Source organism: Marinobacter daqiaonensis, from assembly GCF_900115285.1.
In the GTDB taxonomy this organism is placed as follows: domain Bacteria; phylum Pseudomonadota; class Gammaproteobacteria; order Pseudomonadales; family Oleiphilaceae; genus Marinobacter; species Marinobacter daqiaonensis.
Map to the genome: position 1 here is coordinate 137610 of NZ_FOYW01000001.1, position 20877 is coordinate 158486.

The window sequence follows — 20877 nt, forward strand, 5'->3', positions numbered from 1 at the left end:
TTCCGATTCAGTTCCCGGGAGAAGCCGTGACAGATCCAGCAAGTGGTCCAGAGAATGTTTCCGAACCGATCCTGAAGGTGAGCAATCTGACCCAGCGGGTCAACCTGGGTAATGATACGCTGACCATCCTGCAAGGGGTCAGCCTTGAAATCAAGCGGGGTGAGTCGGTGGCAATCGTCGGCCGTTCCGGCTCCGGGAAAACCACCCTTCTGGGCCTGTTGGCAGGGCTCGATACCCCCAGTGACGGCGAGGTGATGCTGGAAGGCAACCCCGTCAGTCGTCTGAGCGAGGATGAAAGGGCGGCCCTGCGGGCGCGGCGGGTGGGCTTCGTGTTCCAGTCTTTCCAGTTGCTGCCGTCCCTGACTGCCCTGGAGAACGTCATGCTACCCCTGGAACTTGGTGATTACCCTGACGCCGGGCGCCGTGCAAAGGAGCTCCTCGAAAGGGTGGGTCTGGGGGACCGGCTCAGGCATACCCCCAGGCAACTGTCCGGCGGCGAGCAGCAGAGGGTGGCCATCGCCCGGGCATTTGCCTCGGAGCCGGTGATCCTGTTTGCCGACGAGCCCACCGGTAACCTCGACAATCAGACCGGTCAGGAAATACAGGATCTTCTCATGGCCCTTAACCAGGAGCAGGGAACCACTCTGGTGATGGTGACCCACGACGAAACCCTCGCCGCCCGCTGCGAGCGCCGCCTGACCCTAGAGTCCGGCCGGCTCGGTAAAGAGCAGGAGGCCGCAGCCTGATGTCCGCCAGCAAAAAACTCGGATCGGTGGCCCGGGACTGGCGCGAACGGGACGTCAAGGTGGTGCTCAGTGCGCTGGTGATTGCCGTGGCAACGGTTGCCATCATTGCCCTGTTCGCCAATCAGTTGCAACGGACGCTGGTCACCTCCGCCAGTTCCTTTCTGGCCGCCGACCGGCAGCTGGAGGCGGAGCACGGCAAACCCATCCCCCAGGCATGGCGTGATGAGGCCGAGTCCCGCGGCCTGCGCACCGCCCGCATGGTGGAATTCTCCACCATGCTCAGCCACGGTGAGCAGTTCCAGCTGGTCTCCATCAAGGCGGTCAGCGATGCTTATCCTTTGAGGGGGCAGGTGGAGTTCCAGTCTGCCCTTGAGGGCGAACGGGAGATTCTGGAACACGGTCCGCGACAGGGGGAGGTCTGGCTGAATCCCCGGCTCATGCGCCTGCTGGAACTGGATGTGGGGGACACGGTTGAGGTTGGCACGCTGACACTGAGGATTTCCGGGGTGCTGGTACGTGAGCCGGACGGAGGTTTCAACCTCGCGGGCCTGGCGCCCCGGGTAATGATGCACGCTGATGACGTGGCCGCCACCGACGTTATCCAGGAAGGCAGCCGGGTGGAGTACATCAGCCTCTTTGCCGGTGAAGAGGAGGCCCTGGAGAACTTTTACCGGTGGCTGAAGCCTCGCCTGGAACCCTCCCACGAATGGGAAAGCATACGGGATGGGGAGGCCCTGTCGGAATCCCTGCAGCGGGCCGAGCGGTTTCTGCTGCTGGGAGGCAGTATCGCCGTATTACTGGCGGCAGTGGCAGTGGCGGTGGCCAGTCGCCAGTATGCGGTGGGCCAGCGGGATACGGTGGCGTTACTGAAAACCCTCGGGCTTTCCAGTACCCGGATCGGCCGCATGTACCTGTGGCGCCTGTCCATCTGGGGCCTGGTGGGCATGGCGGGGGGGCTGCTGGTGGCGCTGCCGGTGTTTGCCTTCCTGAACAGTCTGGTGGCCGAGGTGCTGGAGCGGGAGGTGCCGTTCTCGGTGGAAGTGGGTGCGCTGGCGCCAGCGCTGGCCACGGCCATTATTTCACTGTTCGCCTTTGCCTATCCGCCGATCCGGCGGCTACGGCATGTGCCTGCCATGCGGGTATTGCGGAGCCAGCCCGGAGAGGCTGATTCCCGGGCCTGGACCGACATCGTCATTGCCGTTGTGGCTATCTTCGGGCTGGTCTGGCTGTATGCGAGGGAAGTGGTGCTGGTGGTCGCCCTGATTGGTGGCCTGGCGGCCCTGCTCGCCACCCTGGCCCTGATCGGCTGGCTGATGGTGATCGCCCTGCGCCGGGTGAGCGGTGGTGGCAATGCCTGGCGGCTGGCACTGGTGGGACTTTACCGCCATCGCCGCGCCAGCCTCTCCCAGATCGCTGTCTTTGCCATGACGCTGATGCTCGCCAGCACGCTGATCCTGGTCCGTTCCTCATTGCTGGCGGACTGGCAGGCGCAGCTTCCGGAGCAGACCCCGAATCATTTTCTTATCAACATCGCCCCCAAGACTGTGGATGAAGTGGAAGGCTTCTGGGAGCAGAGGGGTCAGAGCCTGGATGCCCTCTATCCGATGGTGCGGGGCCGCCTGACCGAGATCAACGGCAAGCCGGTGCGCCAGGTGGTCAGCAAGGACGACAGCGTGAACGCCCTCAACCGGGAGTTGAATCTGACCTGGATGGAGGCTCTGCCCCAGGATAATCGCATCGTCGAAGGGAAGTGGTTTGAAGAGGATCAGACCGAGGGCGTCTCCGTGGAGGCGGAGCTGGCAGCGGAACTGGGGCTGGAAGTCGGCGACAGACTGGGTTTCACCATTGGCTCGGAAACCATCACAGAGCCGGTCACCAGTATCCGAACCGTGCAGTGGGAGAGCATGAAGCCGAACTTCTACATGGCCTTTCCACCGGGCGGCGCCCTGGAAGGGCTGCCGGCCACCTGGATCACCAGCTTCTATCTGCCTGAGGACCGCAAATCCGCGCTCAATGACTTCACCCGGCAGTTCCCCACCGTATCGGTGCTCGAGGTGGACCATATCATCGAGCGTATTCAGGAGATCGTGCGCCAGGTAACCCAGGCCATTGAGGCCATTCTGGCGTTGATTCTTGCCGCCTCTCTGGTGGTGATGGCCGCGGTCGTCAGTGCCACCCTGAAGGACCGGCAGCGTGAAGGCGCGCTGTTGCGCACCCTTGGTGGACGCCGCTCATTGCTGGTTCGCAGTACCATGCTTGAGTTCGGCGTGGCGGGTGTGCTGGCGGGATTACTGGGAGTGGCCGCCGCCGAGGCAGCGGTGTGGGCATTGCAATACCGGATGTTCGGGGGGGAATTCCGCTGGCACTGGGAGGTGGTGCTGCCGATTCCCCTGATCAGTGGCGTGATTCTGGCCCTGCTGGGCCGCTGGCAGCTGAGGCCGGTGTTGAGCGTCAGCCCGATGCTGTTGCTCAGGCGCCTGGAGTAGGGTGGCCCCCCATAAGGGATCTGGCTCAGCGGTACTGGTCGAGGATGTCGTCCAGCTCTCCGCTGGCCTTCATGTCCGCGAGTTCGTCATTGAACATTTCCGCAAAATCCTGCCATTCCGGGCGCAGCATGAGGCGATAGCCATACTGGCTGATCGCCTTGTCGCTGTGCTTGAACTCCCCCTTCCAGTTGTTCTGGCGGATAATCCACTGGCCGACGGTCAGGTCAGCCACCGCGGCGTCGAAGTTGGGGCCATGGAGCAGGTACCTGAACATGTCGCGGTCATGCCGTACTTCGTAGCGCTCGACAGTGCCATTCTCAAACAGCGGTTCGAGCTGCGGGTAATGATAGCCCAGGGGGGTGACGAGGGTAATGCCACCCAGTCTGTCGAGTTCCCCGAAGCGGAAATCGGAATCGGCCCGGCTGAAAAATACCTCCCGGATGGGAACAATGGGGTCGGTAAAAAGAAAACGGCCGGGTTCCTCGGTCCATTCCCGGGCACGGGGCGTGGCGTCGATCAGGCCCCTCAGCAGCAGATCATCGACCCGCTTGCGCGGCACTTCATGGGGCTCCACCGTGTAACCTGTGCGGTCGGCTATCCGGCTGACCACATCGTAGACGATGCCCCCGTAGCTGCCATCCTCCTCAATGATGAGATAGGGTGGATAGCCATTTGTGGAGACATTGAGGCGCAGCAGGTGTTGCTTGCCATCAAGCGGCCTTGCCTCATCATCCTCGCTGGACGACACCTGAGTCGCGATGCTGGCTGGGGCAACGCTGGCCATCAGCAGGGCAATGAAGGCCCCTGTCAGCAGATTCCCGTTTGGATAAGCCATAGGTCCTATACCCTGATCAGCCAGGCTTCGCGGTCAGCTACGGCATTCGCTGCCCCAGGGTTCGGGCGGAATGTCTTCGTGCGAAGCCTGTTGTTTTTTTAGCCAGTGCACTATCAGGCAATCGCTTCCTTATGCTCCAGCACACCGCTCCCAGCGCTGGCCTGACGACACTGACGTCGTATTTTTCTGCGATTGTTCGCTGTTTCGCTCTGCCATTCAAGCGCGAGGGTTAAACCGTGGCTGTTATCCCCAGGCTTTTTTCAGTATTGCCTCTACATCTTTAAAGGAGGCCTCCCGAGGATTGAACATGATGGCGCCGTCGTCAAGGGCTTTGTGTGCGATCTGATCCAGCTGGTCTTCGGTTACCTTGTTGGTTTCCCGCAGCGTGCGCGGCAATTCGCAGCGGTGGTGCAGCTCATCCCGGAGGTGACGGATCGCGGAAATGGTCGCTTCAGGTCTGCGGGAGGCCGGGGTGGTGGCCCAGACCTGGGGGCCCTCCAGGTAAAGCAGCAGATCCGAGAGTGGCTCACGAATCTGCTCCAGGTTGTATTCGAGTACAAAGGGCAGGTATATGCTCATGCACAGGCCGTGGGGCAAATGGCACAGTGCGCCGGTGGCGTGGCCCAGGGCATGGACCAGCCCCACCATGGAATTGGAGAAGGCGATGCCGGCCATGGTGGAGGCTTCGGCCAGATCCAGGCGACCCTGCCCGTCATCCGGGTTGTCCATCACCTTCAGCAGGGCACCGGAGATTTTCTTCACCGCCGCGGTGGCATAGGCGTCACTGAGGGGGTTCTTGCCCAGGCAGGTATAGGCCTCGGTGGCATGGGTGAGGGCGTCCATGGCAGTGGCTGCGGTGATATGCAGTGGCAGGGTCCGCGTCATGCGGGGGTCGATGATGGCGGCGTTGGGCAACAGGAACGAGGAAGTGAACGGCAGCTTGACGGAGCGCTCCCGGTCTGCGATGACCGCTACGGAGGTCACCTCCGAGCCCGTGCCGGCCGTCGTGGGAATCACGAAAAACGGTTTCAGGGGTCTGCTGAGTACGCCGGCGCCGCTGTAGGCGGCAACGTCGTCGCCGCCTTCGGATACCAGGATGTTGACCGCCTTGGCGGTGTCGATGGAAGACCCCCCGCCGACCGCAATCAGCGCATCGCACTCTTGCTGGCGATAGAGGTTGGCAATATCCCTGACGACCGTGGTGGAGGAATCCGCCGGCACCTCGTCGTAGATGGCCGCGATCACGAGATTGCTTTCCTCGCAGGCAGTAATGACCGGGTCCAGGAGCCCTGCCGCCCGAACGCCCTGATCGGTCACAATCATGGGCCGGGTGGAGGCGATGCTCGTCAGTTCGTAGGGCAGATGCTCAAGGGCAGCGTCGCCGGAGATCACCTTGACCGGGCAGTAGAATTCGTAATAGCGGCTCATGTTGGGCTCACCTCCTTTGTCAGGTCCCGAATCATGCCGGTGGCGACCCGGCGGTAGATATTGATCGCGCCAGGGACTTTCTCGAATAGTCCCAGATCCGCCGGATATTCCTTGACGGCCCGGCTGGCCACAAGCCGCGGCAATATGATGGCCTCCAGGCGGTTGAGGATGCGGGTCATGCGCACGGCCAGCCCGATATCACCGTCCACCAGCATCCGGTCATTGGCAAAGGCCTCGGCGGTTTTTTCCTGAAACGACAGCACCAGGAAGGCGTGGGCGATATGTTTGAAGCGGATTGAAAGATCCACGTTCGCTGGCGGGGAACTTCCCAGGTAGCGAAGACGACCCTCCCCGACATGCTCCACGACCAGACTGGGGCCCGCGGGCAGCACCGTCATTTCGAATACGAATCCAACCGGCAACAGGCGGGCCTCGTCAAGAACCTTCTTGTCGGTCCGGGATATGGCATCCAGGGCGTGGCCCATCACCTGGAACATGGTCTGCACGTAACGGCGTCGTGCCGTAAGCGCGGCGGAACGGCTGAGTTTTCTGAGCATCGGACGAACCTGCGTGGGAAGCATTCTCCTGTTTTAGAGTTATTGCTCTAACAAGTCAATGCCGGGTTGAGGTGAGGATCAACAAATAACTGACGTTCCCGGAAAGCGGGCGGAACAGGCTTCCCGCCGCGCTCTCCGGTACTCAATACTATCGCTGGTTAAGCTGCGACAGCTTGCGCTGTGCTTCCTCGCCAAGCTGGCCGCCGGCCTGGGCGACTTGCTGGTAATAACCGGCCGCCCGGTCACGGTTGCCCTCAGAGACCGCGATGTCGCCCAGGCGCAGATAGGCGATGCCGGTGGGCACAACCTCCGCGGAGGCTTCGAGATCGGCCCTGGCCGCGTCCACCCGACCCGCATCCAGGTGATTGAGCCCGCGCAGCAGGCGGTAGCTGAACATTTCAGGATAGAGCTCCACCGCCCGGTCGAAATTCTCCCGGGCCTTCTCCGGATTGTCCAGTGCCTCGTGTAGCTGCCCACGGGTGGCGTGGAAGGCGGCTTCGTTGGGGGCCATCTTCAGGGCCTGGTTCACCTTGGACAGGGCGGCCTGGTAGTCCTTGTTGTTGGCCAGCTGTATCGCTTCGTTATGGAGCTCATAGGCGGGCTGCAGACGCTTGGCTTCCGCGATTTTGCGCTGGTAGACTTCGCGACCCCTGTAGCCCTCCGCGCCGTATTTTTCTGCCAGCCTCCGGTTGGCTTCAACCCGCTTCTGGGACGGGGGATGGGTGGCGAACAGGCCCTTGAGAAAGCCGGGGTTCTGGCCTTCCGACAGCTTCAGGAAAAGCTCCTGCAGCTCCACCGCCGCCTCGGGGTCATATCCCGCTTCAACCATGTACTCGATGCCATAGCGGTCGGCCTCCAGTTCATTGCTCTGGCTGTACTGCGCCAGCGCCAGCTGGCTGCCAACGGCGGCACCTCCCATGAGCAGTCCGGCCCATTCATTGTCGGACAGAGCCATGCCCAGGCCGGCAACACCAGCACTCAGCAACATGCCTTGCTGCATCCGCTGCACACTGTGGCGGGCGGCGGCGTGAACGATCTCGTGACCCAGTACCGAGGCCAGCTGGGCCTCATCTTCCAGCTCGACGAGCAGGCCGCGATTGATGGCGATTTTGCCGGCGGGAAGGGCCCAGGCATTAGGGATGCTGCTGTTCAGAACGGCAAACTCGTAGGGGAGATCGGGGCGGTCGCTCACCGCAGCCAGCTTGTTGCCCACTTCCTGGACATAATCCGTCAGTTCCGGGTCAAGGTAGAAACGGCCTCCCTGGGTCTGGATCGTGGGCCGGTAGTTCTCCTCCCCCATCTGTTGTTCCTGGCCTTCACCGATCAGGGACAACTGGGATTCTCCGGTGACCGGGTTCGTCGCGCAGCCACTTGCCAGAACGACTGACAGCAGAAGGGCAGCGGGGCCCGCCATTCTGGCTTTCAGGGAAATCAGCATATTCACGTCGAGGCTCCTATCCTTATGGAAGTGTTACTCTGTCAGGAAGCATAGCGGAAACCCGGCCCCGGCACAGGTGTCTGTGTGCAGGGGGCTTGCGGAATGGGGTATTATCCCGCCGCGTTTTTCGAAAACCACAGGACTGCTATGACCGATAAAGTACTTGTGGACCGGGTTGCCCGGTTCATCAACATCCTGAACCAGGCCCGGGATCTGGGCCTGGCCGTGGCCGATGCGGACAGCGGCCAGCTCACCCTGTGCCTGCCGTACAGTGAGAAAATCATCGGCAACCCGGAGACACGGGTCATTCATGGCGGGGCCATCACCACATTGATGGACACCACCTCCGGCTCGGTCATGATATGCGCCCTGGACGAGTTCGAGTTGTGCCCGACCCTGGATCTGCGGGTGGATTACATGCGACCGGCGGAGCCCGACAAGGCTGTGTACGCCCGCGCAGAAATCCGCAAGATGACCCGGAACATCGTCTTCACCCGTTGTGAAGCCTATCAGGAGGGCGGCGAGGTGATTGCCACCTGTGTCGGCACCTTCATGCGCATCGGCAGGGAAGCCACGCCCAAGGCCTACCGCGACATGATCATGGGGACAGAGCAATGACCACCTCCGATATTCTCCGCCATACCCAGGAAAGCGGCGACTTCACCCGGCTGCTTGAGAGCATCCCCTACGCAGGTTATATCGGGCTGCAATGCGACCGTTTTGGCGATGACATCATCTTCCGGCTTCCCAGGAAGGATTCCAACCTGGGCAACCCTATGCTGCCGGCGATTCACGGGGGGGTGATCGGGGGCTTCATGGAGGTGTCCGCCGCCATATATCTGATGATGTCCCAGGATACCTTCCGGCTGCCTAAAATCGTGGACTTCTCCCTGGATTACCTGCGGGCGGGACTGGACCGGGAGACCTACGCCGAATGCCACCTGACCCGCCAGGGCAACCGTGTGGCGAACGTCATGATAAGTGCCTGGCAGAAATCCCGCCGCGAACCCATCGCCACGGCCCGGGCCCACTTCCTGCTGGATCAGTAATGTCCCCGCATTGACACCGGAGCAAGGGGACTTGAAAAGCACCGGATGATCCCCAGATTGACTCCACGTAACAAACGCCCGCACCGGCGCCCGGATTTCCGGGGGCCGGTGGACCACATCTTGTGAGAGCCATACAGCAGGAGATACCGCACCATGACGGTTGAAACCCGGAAAGAAACCCTTGGTTTTCAGACCGAAGTGAAGCAACTGCTTCACCTGATGATCCACTCCCTCTATTCCAACAAGGAAATCTTCCTCAGGGAGCTGATTTCCAATGCCTCCGACGCCGAGGACAAGCTCCGTTTTGCCGCCCTGAAGGATGACTCGCTGTACGAGAACGATCCGGAGCTCAGAATCCGTCTCGATTACGATACCGAGGCTGGCACCGTCAGCATTACCGACAACGGCATTGGCATGAGTCGCGATGATGTGATCGAGAACCTTGGTACCATCGCCAAATCCGGCACCGCGGAATTTCTCAAGCAGCTGTCCGGCGACGAGAAGAAGGACAGCAAGCTGATCGGCCAGTTCGGGGTGGGTTTCTACTCGGCGTTTATTGTCGCGGACCGGGTCGAGGTCTTCACCCGCCGCGCCGGTGCGCCCAGGGAAGAGGGCGTGCATTGGGAGTCCGCCGCCGACGGCGAGTTCACCATCGAGAACCTGCCGCTGGAAGAACGCGGAACCCGCATTGTGCTGCACCTGAAGAAGGAAGAGCAGGAGTTCGCGGACGGCTGGCGCCTGCGCAGCCTGGTGAAGAAGTATTCCGATCATATCTCTTTCCCGGTGGAAATGAAGGCCGAGGGGGAAAAAGAGGGCGAGAAGGGCGACTACGAGACCGTCAACGACGCCACCGCCCTGTGGACCCTGCCACGTGCCGAAATCAAGGACGAGGAATACAAGGAGTTCTACAAGCACATTGCCCACGATTTCGAGGATCCCCTGACCTGGTCCCACAACAAGGTCGAGGGCAAGCTGGACTACACCAGCCTGCTCTATATCCCCAAGCGTGCGCCTTTCGACCTGTATAACCGGGAAGCGCCCCGCGGCCTCAAGCTGTATGTGCAGCGGGTGTTCATCATGGACGACGCGGAGCAGTTCCTGCCCCTGTACCTCCGTTTCGCCAAGGGCGTCATTGATTCCAACGACCTGTCCCTGAACGTGTCCCGGGAAATCCTGCAGAACGACAGCACCGTGGAGTCCATCCGCACCGCCATGACCAAGCGGGTCCTGGACATGCTCTCCAAGCTGTCGAAGAAGCAGCCGGAAGATTACCAGGGGTTCTGGAACGAGTTCGGCACCGTTCTCAAGGAAGGGCCGGCGGAAGACTTCAGCAACCGCGAGAAGATTGCCGGCCTGCTGCGTTTCGCCTCCACCCACACCGGTGAGAGCGCCCAGAACGTCTCCCTGGACGACTACATCAGTCGCATGAAGGACGGCCAGAACAAGATCTACTACATCACCGCCGACAGCTTCACCGCCGCCAAGAGCAGCCCGCACCTGGAAGTGTTCCGAAAGAAGGGCATCGAGGTGCTGATCCTCTCCGACCGTATCGACGAGTGGATGATGGGGTACCTCAGCGAATACGATGGCAAGAAGTTCCAGGACGTGGCCCGCGGTGACCTGGACCTGGGTGAAGTAGAAACGGAAGAGGACAAAAAGCACCAGGAAGAGGCGGCGAAAGAGCACAAGGACCTGATTGAGCGGATCCAGAAGGCACTCGACGACCGGGTCCAGGAAGTGCGGGTCACCAATCGCCTGACCGACTCACCGGCGTGCCTGGTAACCGGGCAGTTCGACATGGGCGCCCAGATGAAGAAGATCATGGAAGCCGCCGGCCAGAAGGTGCCGGACAGCAAGCCCATCTTCGAAGTCAACGTGGATCACCCGCTGGTTCAGCGCCTTGGGAGCGAGCAGAGCGAAGACCGCTTCAAGGAACTGTCCGCTGTCCTGCTGGACCAGGCCACCCTGGCCAGTGGCGAGCAGCTCAGGGACCCCGGCGCCTATGTCAGTCGCCTGAACCGTCTGCTGCTTGAGCTGGCCAACTAACCGGCCCATGCAGGAGATTATCGTCGACATCGCAATCAGCCCTGATGAGTGGATCAAGCTCTACCAGGGCACGGCGACCGACGTGCACGCCAGGGCCCGGGACGGGCGCTCCGTCCGCTTCCCGGCCCGTATCCTCTCCCGTTTCTACCTCCGCGACGGCATCCGCGGCTCCTTCCGAATCCTGTTCGACGAGCAGGGCAGATTCAAGAACGTCGAACGGCTCTAACGGTTTAAAAACGAGCCAAAGATTGCTGTTACTGTCTGGAGTACAACTCCGAAGCGGGAAGACGTGGTCCGGGATTCTTTCCCAGGACCGTCGAATGCCAGGGATGGCATTCGTTGAGCCCTACATGGACGTACTCGCCGGGCGTGTCCTGGGAAAGGGTGCCGGAGTGCGTCTCTGCACGGAACATGAAACTCATGCTCCATAGACAACCTGTACCCCGCAACAAAACTGAATTAGACTCGCGCCTCGTTCAATAACTGATCACTCACCGGGAGCTCCCATGCGAATCACCCTGGCCCCCATGGAAGGCCTGGTCGACGCCCCCATCCGCGAAACCCTCACCGGGGTCGGCGGCATCGACCGCTGCGTGACGGAATTCATTCGCGTGACCCACGGCATGCTCCCGCCACGGATTTTCCACAAGTACGCCCCTGAGCTGGACCACCAGTGCCGCACCCGGGCGGGTGTGCCTGTGGCCGTTCAGTTGCTGGGCTCCGATCCGGAAATGATGGGACATCACGGCGCCCGGGCCGTGGAGCTTGGAGCGACCCAGGTGGATATCAATTTTGGCTGCCCCGCCAAGACCGTCAACAAGCATAAGGGCGGTTGCGTGCTGATGCGGGAGCCGGAACTGATGCACGAGATTGCCGCCGCCGTCCGCCGTGCCGTTCCGGAACAGGTTCCGGTGACCGCCAAGATGCGCCTGGGCTACGATGATCGTTCCATGGGAGTGGCCTGTGGCCAGGCACTGGCTGACGCCGGCGTTGCCGAACTCGTCATTCACGCCCGCAGCAAGGTGGACGGCTATCGGCCGCCGGCGTACTGGGAGGAAATTGCCCGGGTGAGGGAAGCGCTGGCGATTCCGGTGATCGCCAACGGTGAGATCTGGACGGTGGACCAATACTGGCGTTGCCGGGAAATTTCCGGCTGCGAAGAGGTCATGATCGGCCGCGGTCTCATTGCCCGTCCGGATCTGGCCCGACGGATCAAGGCCAGCCAGAGGAATCAGGCCGTCGCCGAGATGACCTGGCCCGAGGCTGTCTCCCTGGTGGAAGATTACGCCGCGGCACTCCAGACACGGCTTGAGGATCGCTACGTGACCGGCCGCATCAAGCAGTGGATGAACTACCTGCGCCTGGGGTTTCCCGAGGCCGAGCAATGCTGGCCCAGGGCCCGGAAAATCCGGGAGGTCGGGCCGATGCTGCGTTCACTCCGGGAATCGGCGGAGGTCCTGGAGGTGGCGTGACCTCTGCCGTGGGATAATCCGGTGGAGACATACCGCAGGGCTGCCAGCAGGCAGCAGGACCGGTGTTTTCCTGCCCGTTTTCAAACCGGTGTGAGGGGCTCCAGGTTCTTTCGGTTGGCGAGAAACTGGGGCCGCGGCTTGTTACCGCAGAATGGTTCTACCAGCGTGTTGCGGACGCTGTTGTACACGAAGAACAGGTTGCTCCGTGGCCAGCAGGACATGTTCGCATTGGAGCCGTGCAGGGTGTTGCACTCGAACATGATCAGCGAACCGGCGGGTCCCTTGGGTGCCTCGATACCATGGTTGTCCATCAGCTCCGTCAGGCTCGCCTCATCCGGCACGCCGAGGTTCTGGCTCTTCAGGGATTCCTTGTAGTTGTCCTCCGGCGTACGGCCGACACAGGGAACGAATTTGTTCTGGGAGCCGGGCACCAGCATCAACGGGCCGTTGAACTCATCGTTGTCCGTCATCACGATCGAGCAGCTCAGGCAGCGCATGGCAGGCATGCCATCCTCACTGTGCCAGGTCTCGAAATCGGAGTGCCAGTTGAATCCCTTGCCCTTGAAGCCGGGCTTGTAATTGATCCGGGACTGATGGATGTAGACATCGCTGTTAAGCAGTTGCTGAACCATTGCCAGGAGGCGTGGATCCCGGGTCAGGCGGTCGAACCTTTCCGAAAACTCGTGAATTCCGAAAATGGAGCGGATTTCCTCTTTTCCAGGTTCCAGGATGGCCCCTTCACTGGCCTTGACGTTTTCGTCCTTTTCGTAATCCTGGAGCTCCTCGATGAATTTCTCCATCTCCTCCTTCTGAAAGAAAGATTCGAAAAAGAGGAATCCACGTTCGTCAAAATCCCGGACCTGCTCACGGGTGAGGGGACCCTTATCCCATTCACTCTCGGGGGTGTGCACAACGGGGTCCAACCGGCCGAACATGTCGACCTTGCGCTCAAGTCGGGTTGGAAACAGATCTTTCGGGCATTTCATGGCCTGCTCTCCCAAGCCTCGTCCAAACGAGGAAACTGGATGAATGGATTGGCGTGGGCCCACCCTAGTCGCTGACCCCACCCCCTGCCACGTCATAGGTTAAAACCCCAGAGTTTTTCGCTGACACCGATCCGCTGCCCCTGGACTTGATTCCTGGCAAATAGGGTCCAAGGTTAAAGGTGACGTCCTGATTGTCTGACGAGACGACGTCGTGCGCAGGAAAGCGACCCTGGCAGTTCTTTCCGGTTCATGTTCAGGCAGAGCGATCTGCGGAATTTACCGATATGTTTGCAAGGGGTACCCATGGCAACGCGATCCAGTGAACCAACATCCCGTTCGTCCAGCTCCAACACGGCCTCCCAAGGGCGCAAAGTCTACCTTATCGATGGCGCCCGAACGCCGTTCCTGAAGGCCCGAGGCCAACCCGGGCCGTTTTCCCCGGTTGATCTGGCGGTGCAGTGCGGCCGACCTCTGCTACTTCGTCAGCCCCTTCCCCAGGACGCCTTTGACGAAGTGATTCTTGGCTGTGTGAATGTGGTGGCCACGGAAATGAACCCGGCCCGTGTCGCCGCTTTGCGCCTGGGTCTCAGTGAGAAGACCACGGCTTTCACGGTCCAGATCAATTGTGGCTCCGGGATGCAATCCATCGATACCGCCTACAAATACATCCGCGATGGCAGCAGTGAGCTGATTCTGGCCGGTGGCACGGAGGCCCTGAGTCACGCGCCAATGGTGCTCAAGCGGGAGGCGGTGGACTGGATGGCCGGCATGAGCAAGGCCTCGTCACCCCAGGACTACGCCCGGCAGGTGACCAGCTTCAGCCCACGGGAATTCATGCCGGAAATAAGCCTTGAGAAAGGTCTCACCGATCCTATCGTCGGGCTCAGCATGGGCCAGACGGCAGAAGTCATAGCGCAGCAGTTCGGCATTACCCGTGAGCGCGCCGATGAATACGCCGAATCCAGTCATCGCCGCCTCGCCAGGGCTCAGGAAGAAGGGTGGCTGGACGGAGAAGTTGTGCCTTCCATCAGCCCCGACGGCAAACTGTATAAAAAGGACGACGGCGTGCGTCCGGATACCACCACCGACGCACTGGGCAAACTGAAGCCGGTCTTCGAGCCCCCCTACGGCCAGGTGACTGCGGGTAACAGCTCCCAGGTAACCGACGGAGCCTCCTGGATGATCCTGGCCTCCGAAGAGGCGGTCAAGAAATACGGGCTCACTCCCAAAGCGGTGATTATTGACAGTGAGTGGTCCGCCCTCGACCCCAAGATCATGGGCCTGGGTCCGGTACTCAGCGCCACGAAGATCCTTCAGCGCCAGAAAGCCGGCCTGAACGACATCGATCTGTGGGAACTCAATGAAGCCTTTGCCGCACAGGTTCTTGCCTGCAGAGAAGCCTGGAAGGATGCCGAGTTCTGCAAAGTGGCCCTGGGCCTGGACGAGCCCATGGGCGAGCTGGAAATGGAGCGACTCAATATTGACGGTGGTGCGGTCGCCATCGGGCATCCCGTGGGCACCAGCGGCAACCGTATCGTGCTGCACCTTATGAATGCGCTACACCGCAAGAAGCTGAAGCGTGGCATCGCCACGGAGTGTATCGGCGGGGGGCAGGCAGGCGCCCTGTTGATCGAGGCGGTATGACTGGACCGGCAGACACTCCGGAAACTTCTTACAGATGCGGGAGGCAATAATGACGGATCCGATACTGCAGACGCTGAGTGCCCGGGAAATGGAGCTGGGCGCTTTCAGTGCGGACAAGTCCGCGGAAGAAACGCAACGGTGGCGCCACTGGCGCCTGAGCCGGGACCATAAAGATGTCGCCTGGCTGCTGTTCGACATGGCGGACAGCAACACCAACGTGCTGTCGGGGGACGTTCTTGAAGAGCTCAACGAGGCCCTCGACGACCTTGAGGAGAAGCCACCCCGGGGCCTTGCCATAAGGTCCAGGAAGTCTGCGGGTTTCTGCATGGGCGCTGATATCTCCCAGTTTTCGAAGCTGACCTCCGAGGAGGAGGTGAAAGAGCAGCTGGGGCGGGCCCATGACGTGGTTGATCGCCTGGAGTCACTCCCCTTCAGGACCGTGGCGGTACTTCATGGAACAACGCTCGGTGGCGGCCTTGAGCTGGCACTGTGCTGCGATTACCGGCTGGCTGTGCCGGGCACCAAGGTTGGCTTTCCTGAGATTCAGCTTGGCCTTCACCCCGGCCTTGGCGGGACCGTGCGCCTGACTGAACTGGCTGATCCGATCGAAGCCATGACCATGATGCTGACCGGCAAGATGACTCCGGACAAGAAGGCCCGCAAACTGGGCATCGTGGACGCTCTCGTGGAGGAGCGGCATGTGGCGGCGGCAGTCGAAGCCGCCATCAAGGGCGACATCGATCAGAGCAACAGTGGCCTGCGGGGCAAGGTGCTGACCACATCGCCGGCGAGACAGCTGGAGGCCCGCCAGATGCGCTCGAAGAGCGCGAAGAAGGCGCCACCGGAACATTATCCGGCTCCCGATGCCCTGATCGATCTCTGGGAAAAGCACGGGGGTGACCGGGACGAAATGAAAAAGGCGGAACTGGAGTCCTTTGCCCGCCTGCTCATGACCGATACCGCCCGCAATCTGATCCGCGTGTTTTTCCTGCGGGACAAGATGAAGCGTCTTACCAAGACCAAAGCGGATCCCGTGAAGCACGTGCATGTGGTTGGCGCAGGCGAAATGGGAGGTGACATTGCCGGCTGGTGCGCCTATCAGGGCCTCACCGTGAGCCTGTTCGACATGGAGCCGGACAAGGTGGCGGAGGCCGTGGGCAAGCTTTCCGCCCTGTGTAAAAAGAAGCATCGCTCGGAGGCGGAAACCCGGGACATCCTGGACCGCCTGACACCGGATCTGGCGAATGATGGCGTCGAGCGGGCAGACCTGGTCATCGAGGCGGTGCCGGAAAAGGTCGACATCAAGCAGAAAGTCTACGAGGAGGCGGAACCCCGCCTCAGGAAGGGCGCCATTCTGGCCACCAATACCTCAAGTATTCCCCTGGAAACCCTGCGGGAGAAACTCAAGGACCCGACACGGCTGGTGGGGCTGCATTTCTTCAATCCGGTGGCCAGCATGCCGCTGGTGGAGGTGGTCAGTCACGACAAGCTGAAGCGGGACGTTCTGGACCGCGCGAAAGCCTTCACTGGGCAGATCGACCGGTTGCCCGCGCCCCTGACCACCGCCCCCGGCTTCCTGGTCAACCGGGCGCTGACGCCCTACCTGATGGAAGCGATGGTGATGCTGGACGAGGGTGTGCCGGCCGAAGCCATTGACGAGGTGGCTGAGAACTTCGGCATGCCCATGGGCCCCGTGGAGCTGGCTGACCAGGTGGGCCTCGATATCTGCCTGAGTGTGGGCGACATGCTGCGGGACCGCCTCGATACCGACATGCCGGCGGCGCCGGACTGGCTTCGTGAGAAGGTGGATGATGGCAACCTCGGCAAGAAAACCGGTGAGGGGCTGTACGAGTGGAAAAACGGCAAGCCCGAGAAGAAGGACAAGTTCGATTCAGCTCCGGAGGACGCCCTCGACAGGCTTCTGTTGCCCATGCTCAATGCCTGCATGGCCTGTCTTCGGGAAGAGGTGATCGACGACGAGGAGCTGGCGGATGCCGCGATGATCTTTGGCACCGGTTTCGCTCCCTTCCGTGGCGGACCCATGAACTACGCCCGCAACCGCGGCTTCGATGATGTCCGGCAACAACTGGAGTCGCTGCAAAAGCAGTATGGCAAGCGCTTTGCGCCGGATCCCGGATGGAGTGAAGAGGGTAGGTCACGGGCTGAGGAAGAGACCGGCGCGAAGGACCAGGGCAGGAAAAAGGAGGGATCCGCCTCCGAATAGGACCGTCGTCCCCGGCCCAAAGGCATGGATTGCCTGGCCGCAGTACTGCGAGCGGGTATAATCAGCGCTCATTGTGATCAAAGGGAGTTTGTTATGAGAGCGCTGGTTGCGTTGCTGATCGGGGTCAGCCTGATCGTCTCGGCTTCGATTCTCCGGGATGGGCTGACCGGCCTGAAGACCGGAGACCGTTACGTAACGGTCAAGGGCGTGGCGGAGCAGGACGTGGATGCGGATCTGGCCCTCTGGCCCATCCGGTTTGCGGCCAGCGGGAATACCCTTGAGGCGGCAAGGGAGTCCGCCAGTCGTAGCCGCGAGTCCGTCATGGCCTTCCTCAAACTTCAGGCCATTCCGGACGATGCCGTGGAACTCCAGCGACTGGAGGTCATGGATACCCGGGCCAACCCCTACCAGTCCGAGCACACGACTCCGAAAGTCATCATCAGCCAGACCCTGATGGTGCGCACCGACCAGGTGGAGCGTATTCGCCAGGCCGCCCGGAACGTCAGCGACCTGGTGGATTCCGGTGTGCTGCTGCAATCCGATTACGGTCCCACCGGCCCCACCTATCTGTTTACCCGACTCAACGATATCAAACCCCGGATGATCCAGGAGGCCACGGCGGCAGCCCTGGAGTCCGCCCGGCAATTTGCCAGGGACGCCGATGCCACCCTGGGCGGCCTGCGCCGTGCCAACCAGGGCGTGTTCCAGATACTGGCCCGGGACCAGGCGCCGGGAATCACGGCAGAGCAGCAACCTTTCAAGACCGTGCGGGTGGTTTCCACCTTCGACTATTACCTGGAGTAGCCCGGAAATGGCCTGCGGTACCGGGCGTCATTGCGACCGTGCCGGGAGCCGGGAAGTCGGTTACTCATGGTGGGACGGGAACACCCGCTCCAGAGTGGCACGCATGCGGCGGACATGACTGCCGTACCAGAAGACCCGCCCACACTCGGGGCAGCACAGGAAAGGTCCTTCCCGGTTCCGCGATTCTTCCGGAACCCGGTTGGCAATCTCCGTGGCCGTCACTTCGTGGAGGGGGGCATTACACAGCAGGCAACGGGTAAAAAGGTGATTTTCTTTCATTTCGATAGGGCAGGCCTCGGCCACTTCCCGCAGCTGGCTCAGGGGTGAGCCGGATTCCAGCAGGACCGACCGCCTGGGCCTGAGAAAGGTCACCAGGTGCCGGTCCCGGGTAAGGAGTATGCGGCTTTCCCTGTCTGACAGCTCCACCAGATCGTGGTCGTCAATGGTTGCGCTGTAGCGGGTGTCGTAGCCCAGTGCCCGCAGCCAGCGCGCAAGCCGACCCAGCATGGCGTCGGCGGCGAACCGCGTTTCGGAGTGGGGACCCGGCATGGTGGACCGACTCAGTTGCCGTCCCCGGTGTTATCATTCTGTGAGGGCTCGTCGAGAGCCTCTTCAGCCCGTTTCCAGCTTTCCGCCAGTTCCTCGTAGGCATTGGTAAAGCCTCGCCTGGCTTCCTCCCAGGCACTGGCGGAACTGGATTCCAGCTGATCGAGCCAGCCTTCCGCCCGGGCACGCTGTTGCCGGAGGGACTCGAGGGTTTTGCGGGCCCGTTCCCGGGTGGCATCGCTCATGGTGTCCCAGTCCCGTGAAAGCTCCTCCTCGAGGGTGGCAATGCGCTGGTCGATGTGGTCCAGGGTGCGATTGATGGCTGCTTCTGCTTCGTCCTTCTGCTCCGCACCGTATGACTTCAGGGCCTTGCCCAGCTCGGCGGTTTCCTGCTTTACTTCCTCCATTGAGGTATCGGAGTCCTTCGCCTGGACAACGCTGGTTCCGGTCAAGGCAAAAGCCAGAGCCAGTGACAGGCCCGTTTTCTGGATGTCCATCGTTTCTTCTCCCGTTGCGAATCATAGCAATAGCATAGGGAATCAAGCCCGCACGTGCCATGACATGGCAGAAAGATCCAGCTACAAGGAGCCCGTCCCTTTATGGGCCAGCCCGAAAAAAGCAGCGCACTCGCTCCAGCCGTGATGCAGTTTGACGCAGCCCTCGCGGATTTTGCCCGGGCCCGTCGCATCGACCCGAAAGCCTCCAGCCTGAGCCTCCTGGAGCGCGCCCGTATTCTGATGACCCTTCCTGGCGGTTTTGATGCGCTGTACCGTCGCGTGAAGGGGCTGGAATCCGCCGGCATCTTCGGCACCAGTGACTGGGCCCAGCCGGCCATACTGCAGCCGGCACTGGCCAAAAAGTCACTTCGGGAGGCCAGTGCGGTCACCACCGTGGTGGAGGCGATCAGTGAAATCCGCCTGCTGGCCGTGACCCGGGGCGACTATTTCCATCCCGGCATTTCCTCGGAACAGGCCAGGCACTTCCTGACCCAGGTACTCGCGCTGAACCTGGACCTGCAGTCCGGCCAGCTCACCGAAGCCGACCGGGAGCGACCCAAGGAACTCGGGGTTATCGTTCAGCAGCTCTACCACTACCTTATTGCGCACCTGGGCTATGAGAGCCTGCTGGACAGCCTAGTGGCGGAAGTCTGGCGGCTCCTGGAGCAGGGGCCGGTTCAGGTGGACAGCATCTGCGACATGATCGGACAGATCGCCAGGTGTCTGTACGATCCCACCCTGAGGGCCTCAGGCACCGACGATGCCACCCGTCTTGTCCGGGCCCTGTTCGCGCCAAGCCCCGGCTGCGTCGAGGACCCCGGTCTGGAGGTGTACAGGCAGCGGCTGGCCGGGATGGGCAAGAACGAACTGGGCGAGGAAGCCATCCATTTTGCCCGCAGCATGCACGATACCGGTCTGGCATCCCCCTACCATGCCGAGATGCTCCGCTACCTCCGCGCCAGTGGCCGGGATTATCTGATTCCCGAGGTGCTGGGTCTCACCATGACCGGGGTTGATGACTTCTACTGCTATAACCAGTTGATTCTCACGCTGATCGACGAGGCGGTTTTCCCGGAGACCTGCCAGGCAGTCCACGGCCTGACCCTGATGCTGGAAAGGGGCTCCCTGTTCACGCCCCCATTGGCGCAGGCTCTCTGGCGGCAGATCAAACTGGTCCTGTCGCCGGAAACCGACGCTTCCCTGCGGGAGGTCTTCGGCAGCGCACTTCCGCCACGGGTGTTCCTTCTGGCCGGCGTGATAAACCTGCTCGGTCAGCCTCTGGGTGTGGGGCAGGGGAACAATCCCAGTTGCCAGTCGGCCATCGGTCTCTCCATGTGGGCGGCCAACGAGGCGGACTACCTGCTTCAGGTCCTGGCCTGGGCGGCCCGGGACAACGAGGTTCTGGGCCGCTTTGAGGGCTGGGAGGTCTCTTCCAAGGACCTGGAGCTGGGACTGGTGAAAGAACCGCCGGTGGATGTGGACCCTGTATCGCTGATTCTGATTCCCCACCTGGACCGTATATACGCGGAGATGTGGCGCCGGTGCGAGGACCGCAGTGACGATGCCCATCGCTGGATCAACCCGGAGTTCTATGGCTGGTGGGTCAACCACGGCTTCAGGGTGGTGGCGGACGTGGAGACCGGCGAGGTAACCGACTACGAAGGATTCCTGCGGTATTTCTACGCCAGTTATCATCCGTTTTATAATGGCAATATGCCGCTTATCCACCCTCAACCTGCCGGCATTGCTGTAACCGACAGCGCCGCCCGCTACGTTGGCCGCCATGCCATCACTATCCAGCGGGTGGCGTTGAGTCCCAGCCACGAGATGCGGGTCTACTTTTTCAACCCCAACAACGACAGTGGCCAAGACTGGGGGCAGGACATTCTCTGCTCGACGCGGGGCCATGGCGAGATCCGGGGCGAGGCGTCCCTTCCCATTGCCGAGTTTGCCTCACGCCTTTACGCCTTCCATTACGACACGCTGGAGTTGGGAGACCTGGAGGCGGTGCCCCAGGACGAGATCGATCAGGTGATGGAGCTGGGCTGGAACAGCTGGGCTGCGCCGGCGGAATCGACGGCGTAGTACCCCTGACCCCCGCAACCTCCGGGTGTGTTAT

18 protein-coding genes are annotated in these 20877 nt (G+C 61.5%); 11 read left to right on the forward strand and 7 right to left on the reverse strand.

The genetic code is table 11. The annotated features are described in order from the left end of the window. The first annotated feature begins 26 nt into the window (after positions 1 to 26). The gene (locus BM346_RS00615) at positions 27 to 746 is read left to right on the forward strand and encodes an ABC transporter ATP-binding protein (protein ID WP_228704300.1); all 720 of its coding nucleotides are present in this window, start codon (positions 27 to 29) and stop codon (positions 744 to 746) included. Next, the gene (locus tag BM346_RS00620; RefSeq protein ID WP_092008386.1) at positions 746 to 3232 is read left to right on the forward strand and encodes an ABC transporter permease; all 2487 of its coding nucleotides are present in this window, start codon (positions 746 to 748) and stop codon (positions 3230 to 3232) included. The genes BM346_RS00615 and BM346_RS00620 overlap by 1 nt, the downstream gene beginning before the upstream one ends. A gap of 25 nt (positions 3233 to 3257) precedes the next feature. On the opposite strand, the gene BM346_RS00625 is transcribed toward BM346_RS00620, so the two are convergent. The 4 genes from BM346_RS00625 to BM346_RS00640 all read right to left on the reverse strand — a co-directional run bounded on the left by BM346_RS00625 (position 3258) and on the right by BM346_RS00640 (position 7490). Next, entirely contained in the window at positions 3258 to 4067 is an 810-nt protein-coding gene (locus BM346_RS00625) for a substrate-binding periplasmic protein (RefSeq protein WP_092008387.1), read from the reverse strand. Between the two features lie 243 nt (positions 4068 to 4310). Beyond that, complete coding sequence (locus BM346_RS00630) at positions 4311 to 5495, reverse strand: iron-containing alcohol dehydrogenase (protein ID WP_092008388.1); 1185 nt, start codon at positions 5493 to 5495, stop codon at positions 4311 to 4313. Continuing rightward, entirely contained in the window at positions 5492 to 6052 is a 561-nt protein-coding gene (locus BM346_RS00635; RefSeq protein WP_092008389.1) for an SCP2 sterol-binding domain-containing protein, read from the reverse strand. Before BM346_RS00635 ends, BM346_RS00630 begins: the two co-directional genes overlap by 4 nt. Before the next feature lie 148 nt (positions 6053 to 6200). Beyond that, positions 6201 to 7490 (reverse strand): M48 family metalloprotease, encoded by a 1290-nt coding sequence (locus BM346_RS00640; RefSeq protein WP_092008390.1) that lies wholly within the window; start codon positions 7488 to 7490, stop codon positions 6201 to 6203. A gap of 147 nt (positions 7491 to 7637) precedes the next feature. Here BM346_RS00640 and BM346_RS00645 point away from each other — a divergent pair, with 147 nt between their 5' ends. From BM346_RS00645 to BM346_RS00665, 5 genes are all read left to right on the forward strand, one after another. Continuing rightward, positions 7638 to 8108: a PaaI family thioesterase gene (locus BM346_RS00645; protein WP_092008391.1), complete on the forward strand. Its 471-nt coding sequence runs from the start codon at positions 7638 to 7640 to the stop codon at positions 8106 to 8108. Further along, the gene (locus BM346_RS00650; protein WP_092008392.1) at positions 8105 to 8539 is read left to right on the forward strand and encodes a PaaI family thioesterase; all 435 of its coding nucleotides are present in this window, start codon (positions 8105 to 8107) and stop codon (positions 8537 to 8539) included. The genes BM346_RS00645 and BM346_RS00650 overlap by 4 nt, the downstream gene beginning before the upstream one ends. Before the next feature lie 153 nt (positions 8540 to 8692). After that, on the forward strand, positions 8693 to 10585 hold the full coding sequence (gene htpG / locus BM346_RS00655; RefSeq protein WP_092008393.1) for a molecular chaperone HtpG: 1893 nt from the start codon (positions 8693 to 8695) through the stop codon (positions 10583 to 10585). A 7-nt stretch (positions 10586 to 10592) separates the two neighbouring features. Continuing rightward, the gene (locus tag BM346_RS00660; protein WP_092008394.1) at positions 10593 to 10811 is read left to right on the forward strand and encodes a DUF2835 domain-containing protein; all 219 of its coding nucleotides are present in this window, start codon (positions 10593 to 10595) and stop codon (positions 10809 to 10811) included. Between the two features lie 280 nt (positions 10812 to 11091). Next, positions 11092 to 12057, forward strand: coding sequence for a tRNA dihydrouridine synthase (locus BM346_RS00665; RefSeq protein ID WP_092008395.1), 966 nt, complete (start codon positions 11092 to 11094; stop codon positions 12055 to 12057). An 80-nt stretch (positions 12058 to 12137) separates the two neighbouring features. Here the strand turns inward: BM346_RS00665 and thpD are convergent, their stop codons facing one another. Beyond that, positions 12138 to 13043 (reverse strand): ectoine hydroxylase, encoded by a 906-nt coding sequence (thpD, locus tag BM346_RS00670; RefSeq protein ID WP_092008396.1) that lies wholly within the window; start codon positions 13041 to 13043, stop codon positions 12138 to 12140. 303 nt (positions 13044 to 13346) lie between these two features. On the opposite strand from thpD, the gene BM346_RS00675 reads away from it, so the two are divergent. From BM346_RS00675 to BM346_RS00685, 3 genes are all read left to right on the forward strand, one after another. Further along, on the forward strand, positions 13347 to 14687 hold the full coding sequence (locus tag BM346_RS00675) for an acetyl-CoA C-acetyltransferase (protein WP_092008397.1): 1341 nt from the start codon (positions 13347 to 13349) through the stop codon (positions 14685 to 14687). A gap of 49 nt (positions 14688 to 14736) precedes the next feature. Then, complete coding sequence (locus BM346_RS00680; protein WP_092013134.1) at positions 14737 to 16911, forward strand: 3-hydroxyacyl-CoA dehydrogenase NAD-binding domain-containing protein; 2175 nt, start codon at positions 14737 to 14739, stop codon at positions 16909 to 16911. Between the two features lie 93 nt (positions 16912 to 17004). After that, a complete protein-coding gene (locus tag BM346_RS00685; protein ID WP_092008398.1) occupies positions 17005 to 17715 on the forward strand; it encodes an SIMPL domain-containing protein in 711 nt (236 codons plus the stop codon). 60 nt (positions 17716 to 17775) lie between these two features. Here the strand turns inward: BM346_RS00685 and BM346_RS00690 are convergent, their stop codons facing one another. Together BM346_RS00690 and BM346_RS00695 are read right to left on the reverse strand one after the other, a co-directional pair. Beyond that, a complete protein-coding gene (locus BM346_RS00690) occupies positions 17776 to 18264 on the reverse strand; it encodes a Mut7-C RNAse domain-containing protein (protein WP_092008399.1) in 489 nt (162 codons plus the stop codon). An 11-nt stretch (positions 18265 to 18275) separates the two neighbouring features. After that, the gene (locus tag BM346_RS00695) at positions 18276 to 18758 is read right to left on the reverse strand and encodes a sll1863 family stress response protein (RefSeq protein ID WP_092008400.1); all 483 of its coding nucleotides are present in this window, start codon (positions 18756 to 18758) and stop codon (positions 18276 to 18278) included. A 102-nt stretch (positions 18759 to 18860) separates the two neighbouring features. Here BM346_RS00695 and BM346_RS00700 point away from each other — a divergent pair, with 102 nt between their 5' ends. Continuing rightward, positions 18861 to 20843 carry a hypothetical protein gene (locus BM346_RS00700; protein ID WP_092008401.1) on the forward strand — a complete coding sequence of 661 codons (1983 nt, stop codon included), beginning with the start codon at positions 18861 to 18863 and terminating at the stop codon, positions 20841 to 20843. The last annotated feature ends 34 nt before the right edge of the window (positions 20844 to 20877 follow it).